General features: G+C 63.5%; 19 protein-coding genes. 7 read left to right on the forward strand and 12 right to left on the reverse strand.

Translation table 11 applies throughout. The features are described 5' to 3' along the window. The first annotated feature begins 135 nt into the window (after window positions 1–135). Window positions 136–1,770 (forward strand): sulfotransferase, encoded by a 1,635-nt coding sequence (locus X733_RS162515; RefSeq protein ID WP_023724948.1) that lies wholly within the window; start codon window positions 136–138, stop codon window positions 1,768–1,770. A gap of 7 nt (window positions 1,771–1,777) precedes the next feature. Here the strand turns inward: X733_RS162515 and X733_RS162510 are convergent, their stop codons facing one another. Together X733_RS162510 and X733_RS162505 are read right to left on the reverse strand one after the other, a co-directional pair. Further along, window positions 1,778–2,131, reverse strand: coding sequence for a DUF1428 domain-containing protein (locus X733_RS162510; protein WP_023683729.1), 354 nt, complete (start codon window positions 2,129–2,131; stop codon window positions 1,778–1,780). A gap of 71 nt (window positions 2,132–2,202) precedes the next feature. Beyond that, window positions 2,203–2,631, reverse strand: a complete 429-nt coding sequence (locus X733_RS162505; protein WP_023672011.1) for a glyoxalase/bleomycin resistance/extradiol dioxygenase family protein — start codon at window positions 2,629–2,631, stop codon at window positions 2,203–2,205. A gap of 220 nt (window positions 2,632–2,851) precedes the next feature. Here X733_RS162505 and X733_RS162500 point away from each other — a divergent pair, with 220 nt between their 5' ends. Next, entirely contained in the window at window positions 2,852–3,466 is a 615-nt protein-coding gene (locus X733_RS162500; RefSeq protein ID WP_023728227.1) for a glutathione S-transferase family protein, read from the forward strand. Between the two features lie 48 nt (window positions 3,467–3,514). On the opposite strand, the gene X733_RS1000000170120 is transcribed toward X733_RS162500, so the two are convergent. The 4 genes from X733_RS1000000170120 to X733_RS162485 form a co-directional block, all read right to left on the reverse strand. Then, window positions 3,515–3,688 (reverse strand): hypothetical protein, encoded by a 174-nt coding sequence (locus tag X733_RS1000000170120; RefSeq protein WP_023672009.1) that lies wholly within the window; start codon window positions 3,686–3,688, stop codon window positions 3,515–3,517. A gap of 148 nt (window positions 3,689–3,836) precedes the next feature. After that, on the reverse strand, window positions 3,837–5,363 hold the full coding sequence (locus X733_RS162495) for an ABC-F family ATP-binding cassette domain-containing protein (RefSeq protein ID WP_023817590.1): 1,527 nt from the start codon (window positions 5,361–5,363) through the stop codon (window positions 3,837–3,839). A 340-nt stretch (window positions 5,364–5,703) separates the two neighbouring features. Then, a complete protein-coding gene (gene uvrB / locus X733_RS162490) occupies window positions 5,704–8,868 on the reverse strand; it encodes an excinuclease ABC subunit UvrB (protein ID WP_023817592.1) in 3,165 nt (1,054 codons plus the stop codon). Between the two features lie 121 nt (window positions 8,869–8,989). Then, window positions 8,990–10,255 carry a hypothetical protein gene (locus X733_RS162485; protein WP_023724942.1) on the reverse strand — a complete coding sequence of 422 codons (1,266 nt, stop codon included), beginning with the start codon at window positions 10,253–10,255 and terminating at the stop codon, window positions 8,990–8,992. A 146-nt stretch (window positions 10,256–10,401) separates the two neighbouring features. On the opposite strand from X733_RS162485, the gene X733_RS162480 reads away from it, so the two are divergent. Both X733_RS162480 and X733_RS162475 read left to right on the forward strand, forming a co-directional pair. Beyond that, window positions 10,402–11,448, forward strand: a complete 1,047-nt coding sequence (locus X733_RS162480; protein ID WP_023741082.1) for a CapA family protein — start codon at window positions 10,402–10,404, stop codon at window positions 11,446–11,448. A gap of 46 nt (window positions 11,449–11,494) precedes the next feature. Continuing rightward, the gene (locus X733_RS162475; protein ID WP_023728221.1) at window positions 11,495–12,463 is read left to right on the forward strand and encodes a DUF3137 domain-containing protein; all 969 of its coding nucleotides are present in this window, start codon (window positions 11,495–11,497) and stop codon (window positions 12,461–12,463) included. Between the two features lie 116 nt (window positions 12,464–12,579). On the opposite strand, the gene X733_RS162470 is transcribed toward X733_RS162475, so the two are convergent. Next, window positions 12,580–13,074 carry a DUF2314 domain-containing protein gene (locus X733_RS162470; RefSeq protein WP_023751229.1) on the reverse strand — a complete coding sequence of 165 codons (495 nt, stop codon included), beginning with the start codon at window positions 13,072–13,074 and terminating at the stop codon, window positions 12,580–12,582. 101 nt (window positions 13,075–13,175) lie between these two features. Further along, entirely contained in the window at window positions 13,176–13,691 is a 516-nt protein-coding gene (locus tag X733_RS162465; RefSeq protein WP_023672002.1) for a hypothetical protein, read from the reverse strand. A 286-nt stretch (window positions 13,692–13,977) separates the two neighbouring features. Between X733_RS162465 and X733_RS162460 the strand changes: the two genes are divergently transcribed. After that, window positions 13,978–14,610 (forward strand): hypothetical protein, encoded by a 633-nt coding sequence (locus X733_RS162460; RefSeq protein ID WP_155924143.1) that lies wholly within the window; start codon window positions 13,978–13,980, stop codon window positions 14,608–14,610. A gap of 118 nt (window positions 14,611–14,728) precedes the next feature. Here X733_RS162460 and X733_RS162455 read toward each other — a convergent pair whose 3' ends face one another. Continuing rightward, window positions 14,729–14,965, reverse strand: coding sequence for a hypothetical protein (locus tag X733_RS162455; RefSeq protein ID WP_245271891.1), 237 nt, complete (start codon window positions 14,963–14,965; stop codon window positions 14,729–14,731). A 658-nt stretch (window positions 14,966–15,623) separates the two neighbouring features. On the opposite strand from X733_RS162455, the gene X733_RS162450 reads away from it, so the two are divergent. Further along, window positions 15,624–16,562: a diacylglycerol kinase family protein gene (locus tag X733_RS162450; protein WP_023733332.1), complete on the forward strand. Its 939-nt coding sequence runs from the start codon at window positions 15,624–15,626 to the stop codon at window positions 16,560–16,562. Between the two features lie 92 nt (window positions 16,563–16,654). On the opposite strand, the gene X733_RS162445 is transcribed toward X733_RS162450, so the two are convergent. Genes X733_RS162445 through X733_RS162435 form a run of 3 tightly spaced genes read right to left on the reverse strand, consistent with a single transcriptional unit; the run spans window position 16,655 to window position 20,396 of the window. Next, window positions 16,655–17,572 carry an NAD(P)-dependent oxidoreductase gene (locus X733_RS162445; protein WP_023817597.1) on the reverse strand — a complete coding sequence of 306 codons (918 nt, stop codon included), beginning with the start codon at window positions 17,570–17,572 and terminating at the stop codon, window positions 16,655–16,657. After that, window positions 17,569–18,783 (reverse strand): mandelate racemase/muconate lactonizing enzyme family protein, encoded by a 1,215-nt coding sequence (locus X733_RS162440; RefSeq protein ID WP_023817599.1) that lies wholly within the window; start codon window positions 18,781–18,783, stop codon window positions 17,569–17,571. The genes X733_RS162445 and X733_RS162440 overlap by 4 nt, the downstream gene beginning before the upstream one ends. Next, the gene (locus X733_RS162435; protein WP_023817601.1) at window positions 18,780–20,396 is read right to left on the reverse strand and encodes a GMC family oxidoreductase N-terminal domain-containing protein; all 1,617 of its coding nucleotides are present in this window, start codon (window positions 20,394–20,396) and stop codon (window positions 18,780–18,782) included. Before X733_RS162435 ends, X733_RS162440 begins: the two co-directional genes overlap by 4 nt. 223 nt (window positions 20,397–20,619) lie before the next feature. Between X733_RS162435 and X733_RS162430 the strand changes: the two genes are divergently transcribed. Further along, window positions 20,620–21,015: an acyl-CoA thioesterase gene (locus tag X733_RS162430; RefSeq protein ID WP_023671995.1), complete on the forward strand. Its 396-nt coding sequence runs from the start codon at window positions 20,620–20,622 to the stop codon at window positions 21,013–21,015. Window positions 21,016–21,407: the final 392 nt, after the last annotated feature.

Consider the following 21,407-nt stretch of genomic DNA (forward strand, 5'->3'; position numbering starts at 1 on the left):
CCTTGAACCTGCAGCGCCGATGGCCTAGATCGCGGCAAGCGGACAAAACACGGCAGGTTTCCCATCAACAGAGATCAGAGAAGAGCGGCGGGTGCTGGAGCTGGCGGACAGGCGCCGCTGGGCCTCGACCAATATGTGCAGCAGGCGCTGCAGCTGCATCAGGCCGGGCGCCGGCAGGAGGCCGAGACGCTGTACCGGCAGGTGCTGGCGCGCAAGGCCAATCACCCGGCAGCGGCGCATTTCCTGGGCCTGTTGCTGCACCAGACCGGGCGCAGCCCCGAAGGGCTGGAGCTGATCGAGCAGTCTGTGCGTCTGCAGCCGAAGAATCCCGATTTCCTCAACAATCTCGGCACGGTGATGCGCGATCTCGGCCGCGTTGCCGCGTCCGCCGATTTCTTCCGCGGCGCGGTCGATCTCAAGCCCGACCAGCTCGCGGCACGCGACAATCTGGGTTCGGCGTTGAAACAGCTCGGCCAGTTCGAGGCTGCGGAGGACATCTATCGCGGCACAATTGGGCGCAATCCCTTCCATGTCCGCGCCCGCATCGGGCTTGCCGAAACGTTGCAGGAAGCCGGTCGTCTGGATGAGGCGCTGGCGACCTTTCGCGAGGCGCTGACGATCCGGCCCAAGGATGCCGACCTGTTGCATGGGCTCGGCGTCGGGCTGATGGAAAAAGGCAAGCTCGATGAAGCGGCAGACCTGTTTCGGCAGGCGTTGGCGATCACGCCAGGCATGGCAAAGGCCTGGCTGATGCTGACGCAGGTCAAGCGCCAGAAGGAGCGCGACGCCGAACTCGCCGGCATGGAGGCCCAGCATGCCAAGGCGCCGGCCGACAGCCTGGCACGCATGCAGCTGTCCTTCGGTCTCGGCAAGGCCAATGACGATTTGAAGGACTATAACAGGGCCTTCGACTATTTCGCTGAAGGCAATGCGATCCGCCGCAAGGGCATCGATTATGATCCGGTCAGGACGCGGGCCGAATTCGAGGCGATGAAGACGGTGTTCAACGCCGGCTTTTTCGAAAAGCACAAGCCAAGTGCAATCTCCGACGACACGCCGATTTTCGTCGTCGGCATGCCGCGCTCCGGCACCACGCTGGTCGAACAGATCATCGCCAGCCATCCACAAGTCTATGGCGCGGGCGAGCTCAGCATGTTGAAAACCGCGGTCGGCAAGCAATTTCCGCTGACCATGCCGGGAGGTTTCCCCTGGGGACTGGTCGATGTATCCGACGCGGAGTTTGCGGAGGCGGGCCAAGCCTATCTCGACATGCTGCATGAGCGCTATCCCAACTTCAGGCATGTCACCGACAAGATGCCCGGCAACTTCCTGCTCATCGGCTTCATCCATATGATGCTGCCGAAAGCCAAGATCATCCATTGCGCGCGCGATGCGGCGGCGACCTGCCTTTCGATCTACAAAGTGCATTTCCGCGGCGACAACCACCGCTACGGCTATGATCTGGGCGAGCTCGCCGATTTCCACAACATCTACACCGACATCATGGCGCATTGGCACGATGTTCTGCCGGGCGTCGTCCATGACGTGCGTTACGAGGATTTCGTGGCCGACCAGGAGGGACAGACGCGGGCGCTGATCGGGCATCTCGGCCTGTCCTGGGACGACAAGGCGCTGTCGTTCCACGAGACCGACCGCCCGGTGCGCACGGCCTCGGCCGCGCAGGTGCGCCAGCCGATGTATCAGGGCTCGGTCGATCTCTGGAAGCGCTATGGCGACAGGTTGAAGCCGCTGCTGGACAAGCTGGACTGAGCAGCGGCTAAAGCTCGATGAAGGGCTGGAAGCCGCCGAAGATCATGCGCTTCATATCGAAGGGCATGGGCCCCAAATCGGGTGTCAAACGGGGATCGGCCATCACCTTGGCCATTACCGCGTCGCGGCTTTGCCTGGACGAATAGACGGCCCAAGCAAAGACGACGATCTCGTCGTCTTTTGCCTGAACGGCACGCGGAAACGAGGTCAACTCACCATAGGGCACGTCGTCGGCGATACATTCGACATAGGCGAGCGCTCCGTGTTCCTTCCATATCGGGCCTGCGAGGTTGGCCAGCTTCTTGTAGTCATCGATATTTGCCTTCGGCACGGCGAGCACGAAACCATCGACATAGGACATCAGGTTCTCCTTGGAGTATCTCACAAAGCTCCTTACCGGCGTCAGCCGGTGAGGAGCTTTGTCAGCGGTGGTCAGTCTTTCTTCGCCGGCGCGTTCATCGCCCATTCGACCCCGAAGGGATCGCGCATGTTGCCCCACTGGTCGCCCCAGAACATCAGCTGCAGCGGCACTGCGACTTCGCAGCCGGCATCGACCGCGCGCTTCCACCAGTCATCGATCTCGTCGGCGCCGAGATGGAGCTGCATGGTATAGCCCTGCGGCTTGACGGCAGGCATGCCGTTTTCGGGGTAGAAATCGGAAATCATCAGCGTCGAGCCGTTGATGTGGAGATGGATGTGCATGGTGCGGCCCTGCTCATCGGGCGGATAGAAGAACACCTGCTCGGCGCCGAAGGCCTTCTTGTAGAATTCGGCGGCCTTGAAGGCGCCGTCCAGCTGCAGATAGGGGGTCAATCCACCGAGAACTTTCGCGGCCGGCTGAATGGGGGTCTGGTCGGTCATGTCTTGTTCCTCTTTGGGTTTGGTCTGGGCGCTTGGTCTGGCCTTTGCGAACCTCAGGACGAACGAGGCGGCGGCAATCCTACATGTCTGATGCGATTTTTTGGGCCGATGCGATTTTTGGGGTGAAATGAACTTGCGTCGGCGGCGCCCAATCAGAGCGCAATCCTCGGTATGAGCAGGCTAGAAAAGGGGACTGCTTCTCCAACCCGCTGAGACGACAATGATCCTCTATTACCAGACCCATTCGCCCTTTGCGCGCAAGGCGCTCGTCTTCGCCCATGAGGTCGGGCTTGCCGACCGGCTCGAGGTCATTCATCACGAGACCAGCCCGACCTTGCGCAATGCCCGTGTCTACGCCGAAAACCCGCTCGGCAAGGTGCCGGTGCTGCTGCGGCCGGATGCGTCGCCGCTCTTCGATTCCGATGTCATCTGCGCCTATCTCGATACGCTGCATGATGGCCGCAAATTGCTGCCGCAGGACGGCGAAGCGCGCTGGCAGGCGTTGCGGCTGCAGGCGGTCGCCCAAGGCCTGGCGCAGACGGGCATAGGCCTGCGCTGGGAGACGGAAAGGCGGCCCGAACAGTTGCGCTATGCAGCGCTTGCCGAAGGCTACCGGGAAAAAATCGAGGCCAGCTATGACTGGATCGAAAGCGCGCTGGACGACGAGACATCGCTCCATGTCGGCCACATAGCGCTTGCCACCACGCTGTCCTGGATGACGTTCCGCCAGCTGCCGTCCTTTCGCGCGCGGGCGCGGCTGACGCGCTGGTTCGAGGCGTTCGAAAAGCGTCGATCGATGCAGGCGACGCCGCTGTCGGGCGATACGCATGACTGAGCAACGGTCGCCCCGCGGCGGCCTGCATCGATTTTCCCGACCGCATGGTCAGGGCGCCCTGCAGATCCGCGGGCCGTTTTGCGCGTCGATGAGGATTTCCGGCCAGCCGATATCCTTGCGCAGTTCGATCGGCAGGGCCAGAAGCTCGCGCTCGCTGCGATAGCGGGCGCGGTTCTGTGCGTAACGGGCGGCGACGCGGCCTATGGATGACAGAATGGACATGATGCGTTCTCCTCAGATGAAGCCGGCATCATCGTGTCGGCATCCCAAGGACGCAGCAGGTTCAGGCGATCCGACAGAGCGCTGAAAATATTTGCGGGAGATGCGAAAGCATGGGCCGCAACACGGTACGGCCCATGGTGGTAGTTCCTCAGCCCGCCGTTTCAGCCACCGAGCGGAAGAAATCCTCGGGGTCTTCGACTTCGGTCAGCTTCCGCTTGTCGATCAGCCAGAAGCGGTTGCCGATGGCGCGGATGAAGGAACGGTCATGCGAGGCGAGCAGGCAGCTCGCCTGATGTTCCAGCAGTTCCGCTTCCAGCGCTTCCTGGCCGTCTATGTCGAGATGGTTGGTCGGCTCGTCGAGCAGGTAGAAGTTAGGGTTGGCGAGCCTGAGCGCCAGCATCATCAGCCGCGCCTTCTGGCCACCGGACAGCACGCCGATCTTTTTCTCCTGCATCTCGATGACCACGCCGGCGCCGGCAAGCAGCGAGCGGGCGCGTTGCTCGCCGACATCGTAGCGGTGCGAGACCAGGGCCAGCGGCGTGTCGTCGCCACTGATGCCGGCCAGCGCCTGGTCGCTGTAGCCAAGCACCGTCGACGGCGTCACCTTGACGTTCGGCACCGTGTCCGGCTCGGCGATGGCGTTGCGGATCAGATCGACGAAACGCGACTTGCCGACGCCGTTGCGGCCGAGCAGCACGATGCGATCGCCCTGGCAGATGTGGCGCTTGCCGGTCTTGAACAGCAGCATGCCGTCCGGCGTTTCCACTGCGGCGTCATCCAGCGTAATCAGCACCTTGGCATGGGTGCCGCGGTTGGCCAGCCGGATCGCGCCGGCCGATTTCTCGCGATGCGCCGATACCGCGGCGTCTTCCAGCTTCTCCGCCCGTTCCCTGAGTTGCTTGGTCTTCATCGTCAAAAGGTCGCTGCCGGAATTGATGCCGATGTTGTTGAGCTTGGCGGCCTGCTTGCGCAGCTGCTGCGCCACCTTCATGTCGCGCTCGAACCGGCGCGCCGTCGAAGCGTCCAGGTCGTCGAGCGCTTGCCTGGCCTTGGAATAGGGCAGTGCAAACACCGGCGAGTCCTCCGGGCGCAAGAACAGCGTGCGGTTGGTGACGGCGTCGAGAAAGGCGCGGTCGTGACTGGCGATGACCACCGGCACCTCGCGGGGCAGCGCGATCAGCCAGCTTTCCAGCTGGCTGATCTTGGCGAGGTCGAGATGATTGGTCGGCTCGTCGAGCAAAAGCACATCCGGATCGGTGACCCAGACGCGGGCGATCAGCGCCAGCCGCTGCCATCCGCCGCTCAGCGCCTGCATCGGCCGTTCGCGCATCGGCTCGGGCACGTCGAGCGAATCCAGCACCACATCGACGCGCCACATCTCGCTGTCGGCCTGCTCGGCCGGCAAGGCATCGGCCACCACCTGATGGAAGGTGCGGCTAAGAAGGGCAGGCGGAACCGACTGCCCGACATGGCCGACACGCAGGCCGCGCGTGCGAGAAATGTCGCCCGAGGTCGGCTCCAGCGCGCCGGTCAGGCATTTGAGCAAGGTCGACTTGCCGCGGCCATTGGCGGCAACGATGCCGAGCCGGTCGCCGGTGCCGATGGTGAGATCGAGGTTGGAAAACAGCGGCGCACTCATGGTGACACCGAGGGATTTGAGGCTGATCAGGGCCATTGTGATTTCTCTGGTCTCGCCGGAGACAACTCCGGATGCACTTTGACGGTGTGCTTGCCGGCCATCAGGCTCAGCTTTGCGCACCACGAAGGGCAGACCAAAAAATCGAAACGGGAAAAAACCCGTGATGTCCCTGGTCAGCCCTGCAAGCGAACTCGCAGGGCAGAAATCGGGCCACGCTGACGATGGTGATCGATAGACACGCAGCCCTCCTTTCAAGACAAAACTTTGAGTGTGTGGAGCGATTACACCAAAGGCGGGGGTGGAGGCAAGTGGGCGACGGATGCGGCGGTGGTGGAGCGCTCTTCCCTTCTCCCACAAGGGGAGAAGGGAAGAGGTGCTATTTCCCCGGCCGTCCCGTCTTGCCCGGCCGGCGCTTTTCGCGGCGGGCGTCGCCTGGGTCTTCGTAGGAGCCGATGCCGGCGCGCTGGCGAATCATTGGCTTGGCGTCGCGATCCTTCGCGCCTGTCCCGCCGGACATCTCCCCCAGCTGGGGGGAGATTGGCTGGGGCTTGGCCGGCATTTTTCCTTCGACCGGCTTTTCGGTCCGCCGAACCGTCATCTCGTCCAGTGAGTTCTTCTTGAACAGGGGCCTAGTCGCGTCGCCCGGAATGCCGAAGTCGGAGCCGTGCGCCTCTTCGGCCGACTGTTTCTTGAACAGCGAGCGCGATACCGCTCCGGCCGGTGTCGGCATGTCGGTGCCTGGGCCCATGTCGTCGATCGAGGGCTTGGCGAACAGTGGCTTCTTTACCGGCACGGCGCCGTCGGCGCCCATTTCGTCGAGCGCCGGCTTGCGGAAGAGGTTGGACCGGGCAGCCCTGGCCGCCTCTTCAGCCGCGCGTGCGTCGTCGAACTTGCGAAAACGCTCCTGTTCCTCAGCCGTACGGTGCTTGGCCACGCCCTTGTTGTGCTTGCCCTTCTCGCGGCCGGAGACCGGGCTTTCCATGTCGGCGTATTTGGCCAGAGGGTCTTCCGAGATGGACAGTTCCATCTCGCGCAGCCGCTTGATCTCGTCGCGGAAGCGGGCGGCCTTCTCGAAGTCGAGATTGGCGGCGGCGTCGCGCATCTGCTTTTCCATGGCGTCGAGATGAGCCTTGAGATTGTTGCCCATCATCGCACCGGCGCCGTCGGTGAACTGCGAGATATCGGCGCGGACATGGTCCTTCTCGTAGACCGAGTCCAGAATGTCGGAGATGCGCGACTTCACCGATTCCGGGGTGATGCCGTTGGCCGCGTTCCATTCCATCTGCTTTTCGCGGCGGCGGTTGGTCTCGGCCATCGCCCGCTCCATCGAGCCGGTGACCTGGTCGGCATAGAGGATGACCTTGCCGTCGACGTTGCGGGCGGCGCGACCGATGGTCTGGATCAGCGACGTCTCGGAGCGCAGGAAGCCCTCCTTGTCGGCGTCGAGGATGGCGACGAAACCGCATTCAGGAATGTCGAGGCCTTCGCGCAGCAGGTTGATGCCGACCAGCACGTCGAAAGCGCCGAGGCGGAGATCGCGCAGAATCTCGATGCGCTCCAGCGTGTCGATGTCGGAGTGCATGTAGCGAACGCGCACGCCTTGCTCATGCAAATATTCGGTCAGGTCTTCGGCCATGCGCTTGGTCAAAACGGTGACCAGCGTGCGGTAGCCGGCGGCCGTGGTGTCGCGGATTTCGCCGACGACATCGTCGACCTGGCTTTTCGCCGGGCGGACTTCGACCGGCGGATCGATCAGGCCGGTCGGGCGGATGACCTGCTCGGCGAACACGCCGCCGGCCTGTTCCATCTCCCAGGCGCCGGGTGTCGCAGAAACCGCGACGGAGAGCGGACGCATGGCGTCCCATTCCTCGAAGCGCAACGGGCGATTGTCCATGCAGGAGGGCAGGCGAAAACCATACTCCGCCAGTGTCGCCTTGCGCCGAAAGTCGCCACGATACATGCCGCCGATCTGCGGCACGGTGACGTGGCTTTCGTCGATGAAGACCAGCGCATTGTCGGGGATATATTCGAACAAAGTTGGCGGCGGATCGCCCGGCTGGCGTCCCGTGAGATAGCGCGAATAGTTCTCGATGCCGGCGCAGGAGCCGGTGGCTTCCAGCATCTCAAGGTCGAAGCGGCAGCGCTGTTCGAGCCGCTGTGCCTCCAGCAGGCGGCCGGCGCGCTCGAGCTCGACCAGCCGGTACTTGAGCTCCTCCTTGATCGACTTGATCGCCTGGTTGAGCGTTGGACGCGGCGTCACGTAGTGCGAGTTGGCGTAGATCTTGACGCTCTTCAGCTCGCCGGTCTTCTGGCCGGTGAGCGGATCGAATTCGGTGATTGCCTCGATCTCGTCGCCGAACATCGAGATGCGCCAGGCGCGGTCTTCAAGGTGAGCCGGGAAGATTTCGATCGTGTCGCCGCGCACGCGGAACGAGCCGCGCACGAAATTGATGTCCTGGCGCTTGTACTGCTGGGCGACCAGATCCGCGAGCAGAGCCCGCTGGTCGAGCCGGTCGCCGATCTGCATCTGGAAGGTCATCGCCGTGTAGGTCTCGACCGAGCCGATACCGTAGATGCAGGACACCGAGGCGACGATGATGACGTCGTCGCGCTCGAGCAGCGAACGCGTGGCCGAATGCCGCATCCGGTCGATCTGCTCGTTGATCGAGGATTCCTTCTCGATGAAGGTGTCGGTGCGCGGAACGTAGGCTTCCGGCTGGTAGTAGTCGTAGTAGGAGACGAAATACTCGACCGCATTGTCGGGGAAGAATTTCTTGAACTCCGAATAGAGCTGCGCGGCCAGCGTTTTGTTGGGCGCCAGGATCAAAGCAGGGCGCTGCGTCTGCTCGATCACCTTGGCCATGGTGAAGGTTTTGCCGGAGCCGGTGACGCCGAGCAGCACCTGAGTGCGGTCATTGTTGTCGACGCCCTCGACAAGATCCTTGATGGCGGTCGGCTGGTCGCCGGCCGGCTCGAAATCCGACACCATCTTGATGGCGATGCCGCCTTCGGATTTTTCCGGGCGGGCAGGGCGGTGCGGCGTCCACAGCACGCCGTCCTTGTGCAAGGGGTTGCCGGATTCGATCAGCGCCGACAGCGCCGCGACCGTTGCGGTGACGCTGCCCGAGGCCATGGTCTCGGCGTCTTCCAGCGAGATGTCGAGACCGGCGACCGGGTTGAGGCCGGCGGCGGTGCGTTCGCGGGCCGTGGCCGCGCCGCCCATCGAGGTGCCGCGCGAACTGCGGCCGGGCGCAGCGGACCGCTCCGGGATCTTTTTCGCGGACTTTGGCGATCTACCATCGCCCTTACCGGTGAGACGGCCTTCCTTCTCGGCCTCCTGCTCGATCTGCTCGGCCCAGTCGGCAATCGAGCCGCTCAGCGGCGCGCCGGTGAAGTCGGCCTGCGGCGCCTCGGCGAAGCCGCCTCTGTGCAGAGGCTCCGAGGCATCGAGGAAATCGGTCAGCGGGCTGCGCCGCTTCGGCGGCGAAGCGCCGTTGTCACCCGCCGAAGACGGTGTCTTTTTGTCAGGGAGTTTGGCCATGCCCCAAATATGGGCAGAGTCCGCCAAAATGGAAAGAGTGCAGTGGCGAAGGGCGCTAAGCGGGTCGAAGCTCCTGACACAAGGGTGTCAGGAGCTGTGTTACGCGAGCCGGGCCGCCTGCTCAATTGAACCACAGCGCGAAGGTCAAAAACCCACCGCCACCGAACTGGCGCTGGATCTGGTCGAACTCGCCGCTGGTCAAGATCTCACCGCTCTCGAGGTAGGGCGCGATGGCCGGGCCGGTAATCGACAGCACGAGGTCGAAAGGCTTCGGTTCTTCGAAGAAACGCTTCATGTTGATGCCCTGGCCGGTGCTGGCCGTGATGCGGAAATGCGGCAGCAGCTTGCGGCCTTCCAAAAGGTCTTCGGCCATGGTCAGAGTGGCGAGCCAGGCCTCGACCTGCTCCTCGCCGACTTCGAGCCCGGTGAGCGGGTTCTCGCCCTTCTGCTGCGGTCCCGGCAGCCATTCGCGGTCATTGTCGTTCTCGGCGCGGATCGCCTTCCAGTCCTCGCGCGACAGCCGGATCATTTCGAGCAGATGGCGGCGCGCCGCTTGACGGCGCTCGGGCTCGACCACCGGCCAGTTCACGAGGTGAACCATGGAGATGAAATCCGCGATGCGCCATTCCGATGAGAAGATGCTGCTGCGCATGTCGCCGGCGGGAGGCACGAGAATGTCCTGCAGCGGCAGTTTGGCGCGCGGAAACAGCATGTGGAACGAGCCGTCGAACATGGTCCTGAAATCATGCGCCAGCCAGAAATCGGCCTGCGCCATCAGGAATTCGGCATAGCCCTGCAGCCAGAAACCGTCGGCGCGGTCGAAGCGGAATGTGAGCGAGGAAGCGGCGCCGTCCGACGAGATACCGCCGCGCGACAGCGAGGCCATGATGGCGGCCATGCTTTCATCCGGCGCGATGGCGCCGTCTTCGTTGAGATCGATGCCGGCATGGGTGAGGTCGACGACCATGCCGATATCGGCATCGGCGGGTACCGAGCCCAGAGTGGCCGCGGATGTCTCCAGCCGGTCGCGGAAGGCGACCAGGATGGCGCGGAACTGCTCATAGGTCAGCGGTTCGGGATTGGGATTGTCCGGAATCGGCAGCCGCATCAGCGGCAGCATGAAGGATTGCGGGCTTTCGAACCCGTGGCGGTGCAGACCGCCGGCGAGGATTTCCAGCGCGGTGAAGAATTCGCCGGCGCCGGCGGCATAGGCTGACGCCGGATCGCCCTGGGCTGCAGCCTCGAGCGTGGTAAGCGCGGCGTTGCGCTCGGTCACCGTTTTGGCCTCGAACAAAGCGGTTGCCGCTTCGGGCGCGGCGGCGCGGGCCGAAGATAAAGGCACCAACAGGAGGAGGGCGGACGCCAGCAGGCCTGCAAAACGTGTCATCTCATCCCTCCACTATGCGATGCGCAGACATTACACGCATTTGGCGCCGTGTCTGCCGGCGGCAGTGTTTCAAGGACTGACGGTCGACACTTCCCGGGCAGACCGTCTACACAAGCTAACCGATTGGGCAAACGATTGGGCGTCGCGTGTCGAATTATCCGCTTTCCTACAAACTGTCATGGCTGCCGCGCTTCCTGAAACCATCTCTCGGCGGCGATGTCAGGGATTTCGCACCGAGGGCGGCGACGACGATCATCGATCCGCCGCCGGGGCGGAAGGTGCGGCTGGCCTTTGTCGGCGATATTTCGGCGGTGGCCAACCGTAGTGCGCCGGAGTGCGATCCGGAAATCGCAAAGCTCTTGGGCTCAGCCGATCTGGTGATCGGCAATTGCGAAAGTCCGGTCGTCGAGCGGCCGAGCGTGGCGTTTGGCACGCGGCTTGGCACTCACCATGCGATGAGCGAGCGGTTTCTTGCCGCGGCGCTTGCCGCCGTAGGCATCGCGCGTGAAAAGCTCGTGCTGTCGCTGGCCAACAACCATGTGCTCGACCAGGGCGTCGCCGGTTTCGACGAGACGGCTGCGGCGCTGAAGCGGCTTGGCATCCGCACCATCGGCACCGCGAAAAAAGGGCCGGTCGAGCAGGTCAAGGCCGGGCCGCTGACGATCGGCTTTGCCGCCTTCACACTGTGGCGCAATGGTGACGCCGGGCCATTCACCGAGCTTGTCTCGATGCAAGGCGATCCGGCGGCATGGCCGAGAGGCGCGGCCGACAAGAACATCGATCTCACCTGTGCGGTGCCGCACTGGGACTGGGAGTTCCGGCATTTTCCGCAGCCGCAAACGCAAACGCTGGCGAGGTTGCTGGCCGGTCACGGCGTGGGGCTGATTGCCGGGCACCACGCCCATGTCGTGCAGCCGGTGCAATGGGTCGGCAAGACGCTCGTGGCTTACGGGCTTGGCGACTTCCTCGGCACGGCGCTGGCGCGGCAGCCCTGGCCCGGCCGCATCGCCGGCATTTTCGTCGTCGATGTCAGCGCAGATCTCGGCATGCGCGGTGCGATCGCCGGGTACCGGATGCATCCCTTCATGCGGCTGCGCGCAGGCGGGCATGAGCGGCTGGTTCCGGTCGAGGCGCTGACTGGCCGGATGAAGGGCAAGGTCCAGGCCAGGCTGAAGGCGATCTTTGGCGACTGACGACTTTCCCGTTATCATAGGTATAATAGGACTTTGCGAGGGGGCGATGGAAGCAGCTGAGTTCATGCCTGATGAAGCGGTGGTCGCCGGCATCAGGAAGAATATCGAGATCTATGAGGCTGGACGGGCTTCGGCCTGCCGCCAGGTGCGCTGGCGGGTGCCGGTGTTTCTGGGGCTGCTGCTGGTTTTTGTCGTGCTGGTGGCCTGGCTGTTCAACAAGGTCGCCGACTTGAACGAGCAATGGTTCTCGACGCCGCATGTGTTCCTCTATGTCGGCGGTTTCTTCGCGGCGCTGCTGCTGTACTTCCTGGCGATCAGGCCGGCGACGCGGCTGCAGCAATCGTTCCGTGACACGCTGCTGCCGATCATCTTCGGCTTCATCAGGGATGTGCGCTATCAGCACAGCGTGACGCCGAATTCCTTCGACCGGCTGCCGCGCGCCGTGGTCGGCGCCTTCAACCGGCAGAGCTTCGACGACATCGTGTCAGGCCGCTACGAGGATTTTCCGTTCGAGCTCTACGAGGCGGAGTTGCGCCAAGGTTCGGGCAAAGGCTCGTCGACGGTCTTCAAGGGCGTCATCGTTGCGTTCGAGACGATCGCGCCGTTCCCCGGCATATTGGTCGCGACGCGCCGCAGCAACGCGGTGGTCGGTTTCTTCCGCGGCATCTTCGCCGGCAAGATGCAGGAACTGTCCAGCGGCGATCCGCTGCTCGACGGCGACTACGAATTTCGCACCGACAATGTCGCCGCCGCGCAGCCGCTGGTGAGCGGCCGGTTGGCGCAGGCGCTGAAATGGCTGCACGAGACATGGCGCGATGATCCGGCGCGGGTGGCACTTAATGGCAGCGATGGTTTCCTGCTCTTGCCGCAGCCGAAGAATTTCTTCGAACTGCCCGCCATTTCCGTGCCGCTCGATTACACCAAGCACATCGCGCCGATGATCGCCGATATGGGCGCGATCCTGGCAACCGCGGCGCTGGTGCGCAAGATCGGCGCGACGGATGGCGAGGCCTAAAGCGCCGCGCGTCGAAACGAATTCATGCGACGCGCTTCAGGTCTTGTTTTCATGCATATCGTTGCGCCAAAACGGCGGTCCTGTTTGGGCGCATGCATTAGCCAGGCTGCCGCTCGTCAGCAGTCGAAGCCGTAGTTCTGGCGATAATATTCGACGTCTTCTTGCGCCATCGTCTTGAACATCACGCAGACGGTGAAGCTGCCGACCTGGCGACCGTTTCTGGTGTAGCCCCAGTCGGAAATATCGTCCCGCTTGAATTCGAGTTCCTGGCCGGCCACGACATTGTGCACCGCTTGCGGCTCATTGGCCAATGTTCCTGCAAAGCCGGTCGCGGTCTTGTGGAAGGGGATGATCCAGAAATGCTCCGAGGCGTCTCCGTCCCTGACCTCGACCTTCAATTTGTAGCTGGTTGTCCCGGCTGGCGGCGCATCCGACAAGGACAGGAATTCATCGAGGCTGGCGCGCGCCTGCGCAATGGCCGCCGCCATGTCCGGATCGTCCCTGGCGACGCCTACAACCTTGTCGCCGCCCTGGCCGGAATCCTGCGCACCGGCCGGAACCGGCGCCAACGCCAGCACCAGGGACAGCACGGTTCGAACTGCATGCTTCATGAAATGGCGCTCCTGCGTGTCGATGCCTGACACCATCATGCATCTATCTGGAGTTTTCAACGGCAGTGCGACAGCGTGGTATGGTCCGAACGGCAGGCCGCTCACAACCCGCTCGGCACCAGCCCTGCCAGCCAGTTCGCGGACCGCTTGGCAATGCCGACCGTTGCCGACGCGACGCGGCCGAGATCTGTCTTGACCACGGCGTAGCCGTTCCTGGTGCGGTAGAGCACGCCTGTTCCGCCATCGACCACTTGCTCGTAGGCGACGGGCCGTACCGCTGCTGCCTCCATGGCCGTCGTCGGGGAGCCGACGGGAACGCTCGGCCGATGGCTCAGTTCCGGCGGCAACGGGGTTTGGACATTCCGGCTGGCCGGCTTCAGTTCCGGGCGGGATGCGGCCGCCGCCAGTTGCGAAGAAGACGCCGACCCCTTGCTGCGGCAGATGCCAGAGACCAGCGGATAGTCGAAGTTCTTCTGGTGCAGCATCTGGCTTTTCATCGCCGCTTCGCAGTCGGCGATAGTCGCCCACTTCGCCGGCGTCTCGCCGATATATTCGCAAAGCTTGGCGTCGCAGTCGCAGCCGACAATGGTCATGGCGACAAGGGCGGTCTTGATCACGGTCTTGTCCTTCGGATTGCCCCCCGGCAGCCAGTCCTTCCATCGCGCGCGAACAAGGCGGGATTTTGGCCGCGATCACGCGATGAGCCGGGGGATGCGTTTTTCGGGTACGGCTCACTATAGGTTGATTTCGAGACACCCGGTAGCAGATAGGGCGGGAGCGTGATGCATTTGCAGGAAGAAGCCTGAATAAATCTTGTCGGCTATGGCCGCGACAACTGTTTCTTGGCCCGGTTTTCTACTACGATACTCATGGGGCGATACAACAATATAGGAGGGGTTTGTCATGGGAAGAATTGTCCGGTCCGCTGAGCCTGTGCCGAAAAGGGATTCAACGCTCGAGGGCATTCCAGGCGATGCTCCGCTCGGCGTCGACGATGACAAGCAAGAAGATCAAGGATCGAAAGGCGGCGACGGCTATCTCGACCGGGTTGCGAAGTACGTGCCTGCCGAAGTCGTGGCATTTTTCATCTTCGTCAACTCCATCCTGGTCAATGCCACTGAGCAGCCGGTTGCCAAGGCGTTGACCGATGCGGTGGCGGAAGAGACCAAAGGCAATCCGAGGGACATTCCGGGTAAGGTGCAGGCAGCCATCTATAAGATTGAAATGGCCGGTATCAGCGTCTGGACCATTTCATGGATCATGTTGATCGTCGCGCTGGCGATGACGCCGGTGTATCTGAAATCGGTCAGCGATTCAGCCGACAATGCGGAGGCTCCGGGAGCCAACATCGTCATGTCGATGCTCGCCTTCCCATTCTGGGCCTATGCCGTCAACGCGCTGGCCCTCAGGCCATGGCATGACGGTGCGCTGGCCAGCATCATGCTCGCCACCTTCACGCTCATCAGCGGCGCCATACGGCCGGAATATATAAACGCTGGCCTCAATTTGATCCCGGGCATCGGCCCGAAGAAGTAGCTTGGCCCGCCGGGCAGGCCGCGGTGCAGGGCGCGTCTTCAGTCGTAGAGGTGTTCCAGCCTCGCGCCTGCTTCGAACAGCGCCGGCAGCACGATGTGCAGCTTGCGCACGGCGACGATCAGCCCGGTGCGACGGGTGGCCGGATCGATCGGAACGGTTGGCTGAACAGCGCCCGGGCGCCTTCGGGCGGAGCGAAGTCTGCCGCCGAAAGCACGGTGAGCATGATCGCGTCATTGCCACCGATCTCGACGAAGGACACGCCTCTGTCGATCAGGCGCGGGATCATGTCGGTGAATTGCTGATCGCGCATGGTGATGAAGATGGTTCCGTCAGCGCCGAAATCGCGTTCCAGCAAAGTATCGGCTTCTTCACGCGTCGCTTCGCCGACCGGACCTTGGCCCAAAAGACAGTCGGCGCCGGGATTTCTCCCAGCGCCTCCCTGTCAGATCAGGACACGGTCGCGGCAGCAACTTCCGCAAAGTCGTCGCGCCATGCCGGCCTTGATTTTGACGGTCCTGCCAGTCACCGCCCGAGGGCAGTGCCCGTTCCAGACCACGCCGTTCTCCACCCTTGCGAGCTTCGTTCGGCGCGCCATCGAAGGTTTTCGCCGTCCTTCATGGCAGCATCGGTCCGCCGTTGGCGTTCGCACGCTTTCCGCGGCCCCGTAGGTCTCGGCATCCGTCCCTCGAACAAGCAAGCCTGCTCTCGCTTCGGGCCGTACGGGCCTCAGGAAATCCGCCTTTTCGCTTTGCCTTTCGGCGTGGCGATCGGTAGCCGCCTGAGATGGTTAAACTTACGCCGGGTAAGGGTTTTGGGGAATGGGCGTGAGCCTGTGGATAACGGGATTATCGGGGATCGTTTGCCACAAAGCTCGGAATTTCGACTCCAGCTGCATTAGACAGCCCGCCCGCTTTTTGGCGCCTGATCGGCTGTGCCCCTTGCTCCGCCGGCTGGCGCGGGCTTCAATGCCGGCAAGCATCGAGCCTATCGGCTCGGTGCGGGGAGGGTGCGCATTGAAAGTCGGGGTGGTGCTCAATCCGATTGCCGGCGGCGGCCGGCTGAAACGGCATTGGCCGGAGGTCGCCGCATCGCTGAAAAAGCATTTCGGCGAATTCGAGCTGCGCGAGACGCAGGCCGAGGGCGACGCCGAAAGGCTGGCGCTCGACCTCGCGGCAAGCGGCTTCGGGCTGGTGATCGCGGCCGGCGGCGACGGCACCGCCAGCGAGGTGGCCGACGGATTGCTGCAGGCATTCGATGAGAGCGGCCGGACAACCGAACTTGCCTTGCTGCCTTGCGGCACCGGCATCGATTTCGCGCGCGGACTTGGCCTGCCGAAAGAGGTGGATGCGGCGTTGAAGCGGATCGCCGAAGCCAAGGCGCGCAAGGTCGATGCCGGGCGCATCTGCTACATCGACGACCATGGCGCGCTGGCCAGCCGGCACTTCATCAATATCGCCAGCCTCGGCCTGTCCGGCGCCACGGACCGTGCGGTCAATGCCGACAAGCGCAAGGGCAGGATGTCGGCCAAGGCGCTGTTTTTCTGGCGCACCGTGGTCGAGTTCATCCGCTACCGCTTCCAGGACGTCAGGATCACCGTCGACGATGGCACCCCGGTCGAGGCGCGCATGGCGCTGGTGGCGGTCGCCAACGGAAAGTTCTTCGGCGGCGGCATGATGATCGCCCCGGACGCCGAACTCGCCGACGGCCAGTTCGACATCGTCATCCTGCGCGCGGCCGGCAAGCTGAAGCTGATCTGGGATATTCGGCTGCTCTATGGCGGCCGGCACCGCAACCATCCGGCCATCACCATATTGCGTGGCCGGAAAGTGGTGGTCGAACCTATCGGCGATGTCGAGAAGAACGGCGCGCTGGTCGACATAGATGGCGAGTCGCCGGGGCGTATACCCGCGACGTTTGAGATCCTGCCCGGAGCGCTGACGCTGAGATATTGAATCAAGGCGTTGAGGGATTGATTCAGGTGGTTTGAGCGGCGATTCCGGCCAACCGGCCAGGGGCCTGAAATCGCAGGACATATTTACCCGGCTTAGCTTTCCAGCTTGGCTGGGAAACCGGGCGCGCGCAGATCCATGTCGACGGCATCCTCGAGCAGTTTGACGATCTGGGTCGACCAGGCGCCGCCGCCATATTCCTGTTTGCCCATCAGGAAAATCTCACTCACAAGCGGCGCCAGTTGGAGTGGCAGTCTGAACTCCCTGCCCATCGCAAGCGCAAAGCCGAGGTCCTTCAGTGCCAGGTCCATGGTGAAGCCAATGTCGTAGGAGCCGTTGAGGATGAGCTGGCTTTCGGTCGCATGGACGAAGCTGTTGCCGGAGGAGGCGACGATGGCGTGGTAGGATTGCGCGAGGTCGAGGCCGCCTTGCTTGGCCAACATCAGCGCCTCGCCGGCGGCGACGAGATGGATGAAGGCCAGCATGTTGGTGATCACCTTGATCACCGCCGCCGAGCCGACCGGACCCATCAGGAACGACTTTGCGCACATCGCTTCGATGGCCGGACGATGGCGCTCGTAAAGCGCAGCATCGCCGCCGACAAGCGCGGTGATCTTTCCGACCGCGGCCAGATGCACGCCGCCGGTGACCGGGCACTCCAGCGTCTCGATGCCTTTGGCCGCGGCGAGGGCGGCGAGGCGCAGGATCTCGTCGCGGCCGTTGGTCGACATCTCGATCCAGGAGCCGCCCCTGGGCAGACCCTCGAGCAGGCCGCCGGCATTCGCCAGCACCGCTTCGCTGACCTTGGGCGAGGGCAGGCAAGTAATGGCATTGCCGGCCTGTGCCGCCGCTTCGGCCGGGCTGGTCGCGGCCGTGGCGCCGAGCGCCACGAGGCGCTCGACGGCGGCGGGGTCGCGGTCGAAGACGATGACGACAAAACCGTTGCGCAACAGGCTGGCGGCAAGGTTGCCGCCGAGATGGCCAAGGCCGATGAAGGCGTAGCGTTCGCTCACGGCATCAGCGGCGTTTGCATCATCTGCAAATGCAGGTCCTTGCCGGTGTAGGGATGCGCGTCGCAGACCGCTTCGTCCAGCTCGACGCCGAGGCCCGGCTCCTTCGATGGAATGACATTGCCGTCCTGCCATTCGATCTTCTTCTTGAGCAGTGTCGCGTGGAAGCCGTCCCACTGCTTCAGCGATTCCAGGATGAGGAAATTGGGCAGCGTCACCGCCAGCTGGATGTTGGCGGCGCCAACGATCGGCCCACAATAGCAGTGCGGCGCGATCTGGATGTGGTATGCCTCGGCCATGGCGGCGATCTTCTTGGTTTCGAGAATGCCGCCGGAACGGCCAAGGTCCGGTTGCAGGATGGTGGCGGCGCGGTTCTCGATGATTCGGGCGAATTCGAACTTGGTCGTCAACCGCTCGCCGGTGGCGATCGGGATCGACGTGCCTCGCGCCACCTGAGCCATCACTTCGGGCATGTCCGGCGGCACCGGCTCTTCGAACCACAAGGGATCGTAGGGCTCGATGGTGCGTGCCATGCGCAGCGCACCCGACGCGGTGAACTGGCCATGCGTGCCGAACAGAATATCGGCGCGGGTGCCGACGGCTTCGCGGATCGCCTTGACCATGCGGGTGGAGACATCGATGTCGATCAGGCGCGGCTGGTGGCCGTCGAAGGCGGTGTTGGGGCCTGCCGGGTCGAGCTTGACGGCGTTGAACCCCTGCTCGACATATTCGAGCGCGCAGGCGGCCGCCAATTCGGGGTCATTGTAGACGTTCCGGCCGTCCGGCGCGTCCTCCGAATGGACGCTGCCGGTGTGCGGATAGAGATAGGTGTAGGAGCGCAGCGTCTCGTGCACCTGGCCGCCGAGCAGTTTGTAGACCGGCTTGTCGGCTTCCTTGCCAACAATGTCCCAGCAGGCCATTTCCAGCGCCGAGAAACAGCCCATGCCGGTAACGTCGGGGCGCTGGGTAAATCCTGAGGAATAGGCGCGGCGGAAGAAGGTCTCGATGTCATGCGGATCGTGGCCGATCAGGTAACGCTCGGCCATGTCCTCGACCAGCTTCGCCGTTATGTGAGCCGAGAAGGTGGCGTTGTAGGCCTCGCCGTAACCGACGACGCCGCCATCGGTGGTCAGCTTGACGAAGATGAAATACTTGCCGCCGATGCCGGGCGGCGGGTTGCCGACTACCCAGGTCTTGACGTCGGTGATCTTCATTTTTGGTCCTCCAGAACCAGTTCGGCGCCCTTCCATCCGGTCATGACCGAGGCGGCGTTGGTGTTGCCGGTGATGTTGGCGGGAAAGATCGAGGCGTCGATGACACGCAGACCTGCGAGCCCGTGCACTTTCAGGCGCGGGTCGACGACGGCGGCCCCGGCGCCCGGCCCCATGCGGCACGTCGAGACCGGGTGATAGACGGTGCCTGAGCGCTTCCTGAAATCCTGGATCAGGTCGGCATCCGATTGGATCGATGGGCCCGGCAAAACCTCCTCAGTGATGATCTCGGCCATGGCGGGCATCGAGGCGATCTTGCGCACGAATTTCACCGCCGCCAGCATCTCGTCGACATCGGCGTTGGTGGAATAGGCGTTGGCGACGATCCTGGGATAGTCCAGCGGATTGCTGGAGCGGATCATGATCTCGCCGCGGCTGGACGGGCGGCAGTTGGAGAGGCCGATGGAAAAGCCCGGCCACGGATCTGGCGTCAGGATCGGCCGCTCGCCGCTCTTCGGAATGACGGTCGAGAAAGCCTGGAAATAAAGCTGCATGTTGGGGCGCGAAAACGCCGGGTCGGTTCGGAAGAAGCCGCCGCCATGGTTCATCGACAGCGACAGCGGGCCGGAGCGGGTGAGGATGTACTGCATGCCGACCAGCAGCTTGCCCCACCAGGGCCGCAGGATTTGGTTGAGCGTCGGCACGTTTCCCTTGAAGGTATAGTTGATGCCGACATGGTCCTGCAGATGCGCGCCGACATTTTCGTTGGCGTGGACGACCGGGATGCCAAGCCCCTTGAGCAGTGACGAGGGGCCGACGCCGGACAGTTGCAAGAGCTGCGGCGAGTTGATCGAGCCGGCGGACAGGATGACTTCGCGGCCGGCCCGCGCCGTCTTGGTCTCGCCGTTCTGCAGATATTCGATGCCGACGGCTCGCTTGCCCTCGAACAGGATTCTGGTCGCCAGCGCATTGGCTTCGACGCGCACATTCGCGCGCTTCATCGCCGGGCGCAGGAAGGCGCGCGCGGCCGACATGCGGCGGCCATTCCTGGTCGAGATCTGGTAGACGCCGACGCCTTCCTGGGCGGCGCCGTTGAAGTCAGGGTTGAGCGGCAGCCCAGCCTGCTGGCCGGCTGCGAGGTAGCGCCTGGTCAGCGGATGGACGGCGTTCGTCGTGTCGGTGATATGCAGCGGCCCGCCGGTGCCGCGCCATCTGTCGGCGCCGGCCTCATTGTCCTCAAGCGCCTTGAAGCCCGGCAACAGATCGTCATAGCCCCAACCGGGATTTCCGGCATCGCGCCAGTCGTCAAAGTCCTCGCGCGCGCCACGGATCCAGACCATGGCGTTGATCGAGCTGGAGCCGCCAAGCAGCTTGCCGCGCGGCCAATGGTCGACATTGCCGGCAAGGCCGGGGTCCGGCTCGGGCTTGTAGTTCCAGTTGACCGCCGGATCGAAGAAGGTCTTGCCGTAGCCGAGCGGCATCTGGACATAGAAGCGGCGGTCGCTGCCGCCGGCTTCCAGCACCAGCACGGAGTAACGGCCGGAAGCCGACAGCCTGTCGGCGAGAACCGAGCCGGCTGAGCCGGAGCCGACGATGATGAAGTCATAGGTCTGCATGATTGGTGTCGGCGGCTCCGCAAAACTGAGCGCAGCGTATCCGCGACGGCTTGGCCGCGCCCCTGCGGCTTCCGGCATGGCTTGTGAAAAAAGCGACCGTGAGACGCCTGGTCGGAAAAGCCACCATGGAACCGACATTGCGCCGGGAGCCTCGCCCGTCGCGTTGACCTCTTGGGTCCATGACGCTACGGGATCGAGGGCTATCGCTTCAGGGGAATCTCGGATGGTGCATTACGCGGACGGACGGCCGATCGGCGATCTGACCTTGCGTACGCTCGCCATGCCGGCCGATGCAAATGCGGCCGGCGACATCTTTGGCGGCTGGGTGATGGCGCAGATGGATCTTGCCTGCGGCATCCGTGCGGCCGAGCGGGCCAAGGGCCGCGTGGTGACGGCGGCGGTCAAGGAAATGTCCTTCGCCAAGGCGATGAAGATCGGCGACACGCTGTGCATCTACACCCATGTCGAGCGCGTCGGCCGCACCTCCATGACGCTCAAGGTCGAGGCCTGGGCGCAACGCTACCTCTCCGACCTGATGGAGAAGGTCACCCACGCCGATTTCGTCATGGTGGCGCTGGATAGCGACGGCAAGCCGAAGCCGATTCCAACCGAAAGTTGACATCGTCGATTCTGCCAAGCTTGCGCTTATGTAACATCCCCCGCGCGGGCGATGCGCTGCGCGACATCCAATGGTTGCCTTCACATCCGATTCTGCGGGCGGCGGAGGGAAGACAATGCGTCAACACATGCTGAACGGCTGGCTCGTGGCGGCCCTCGTCGCGGTGATCTGCCTGCTTGGCACGACCGCTTATACCGAGATCAGGAAAGAGCTTCCAAGCGTTGCCTGCACGCACGACCGGACCGTCGGCAACGAGCGGACTGCCCAGCGGTCTGCAAGGCTAGAGACGTGCGGCGCAGTGTGTTGCAGCAACCCTGCGTCAAAGGCCTGAGGGCCCGTCAGCGGAAGACCTCGTCAGCCTCAAAATGATGATGCGCCGGCGAACGAAACGC

The sequence above is a fragment of the Mesorhizobium sp. L2C066B000 genome (assembly GCF_000502335.1).
Lineage (GTDB): Bacteria > Pseudomonadota > Alphaproteobacteria > Rhizobiales > Rhizobiaceae > Mesorhizobium.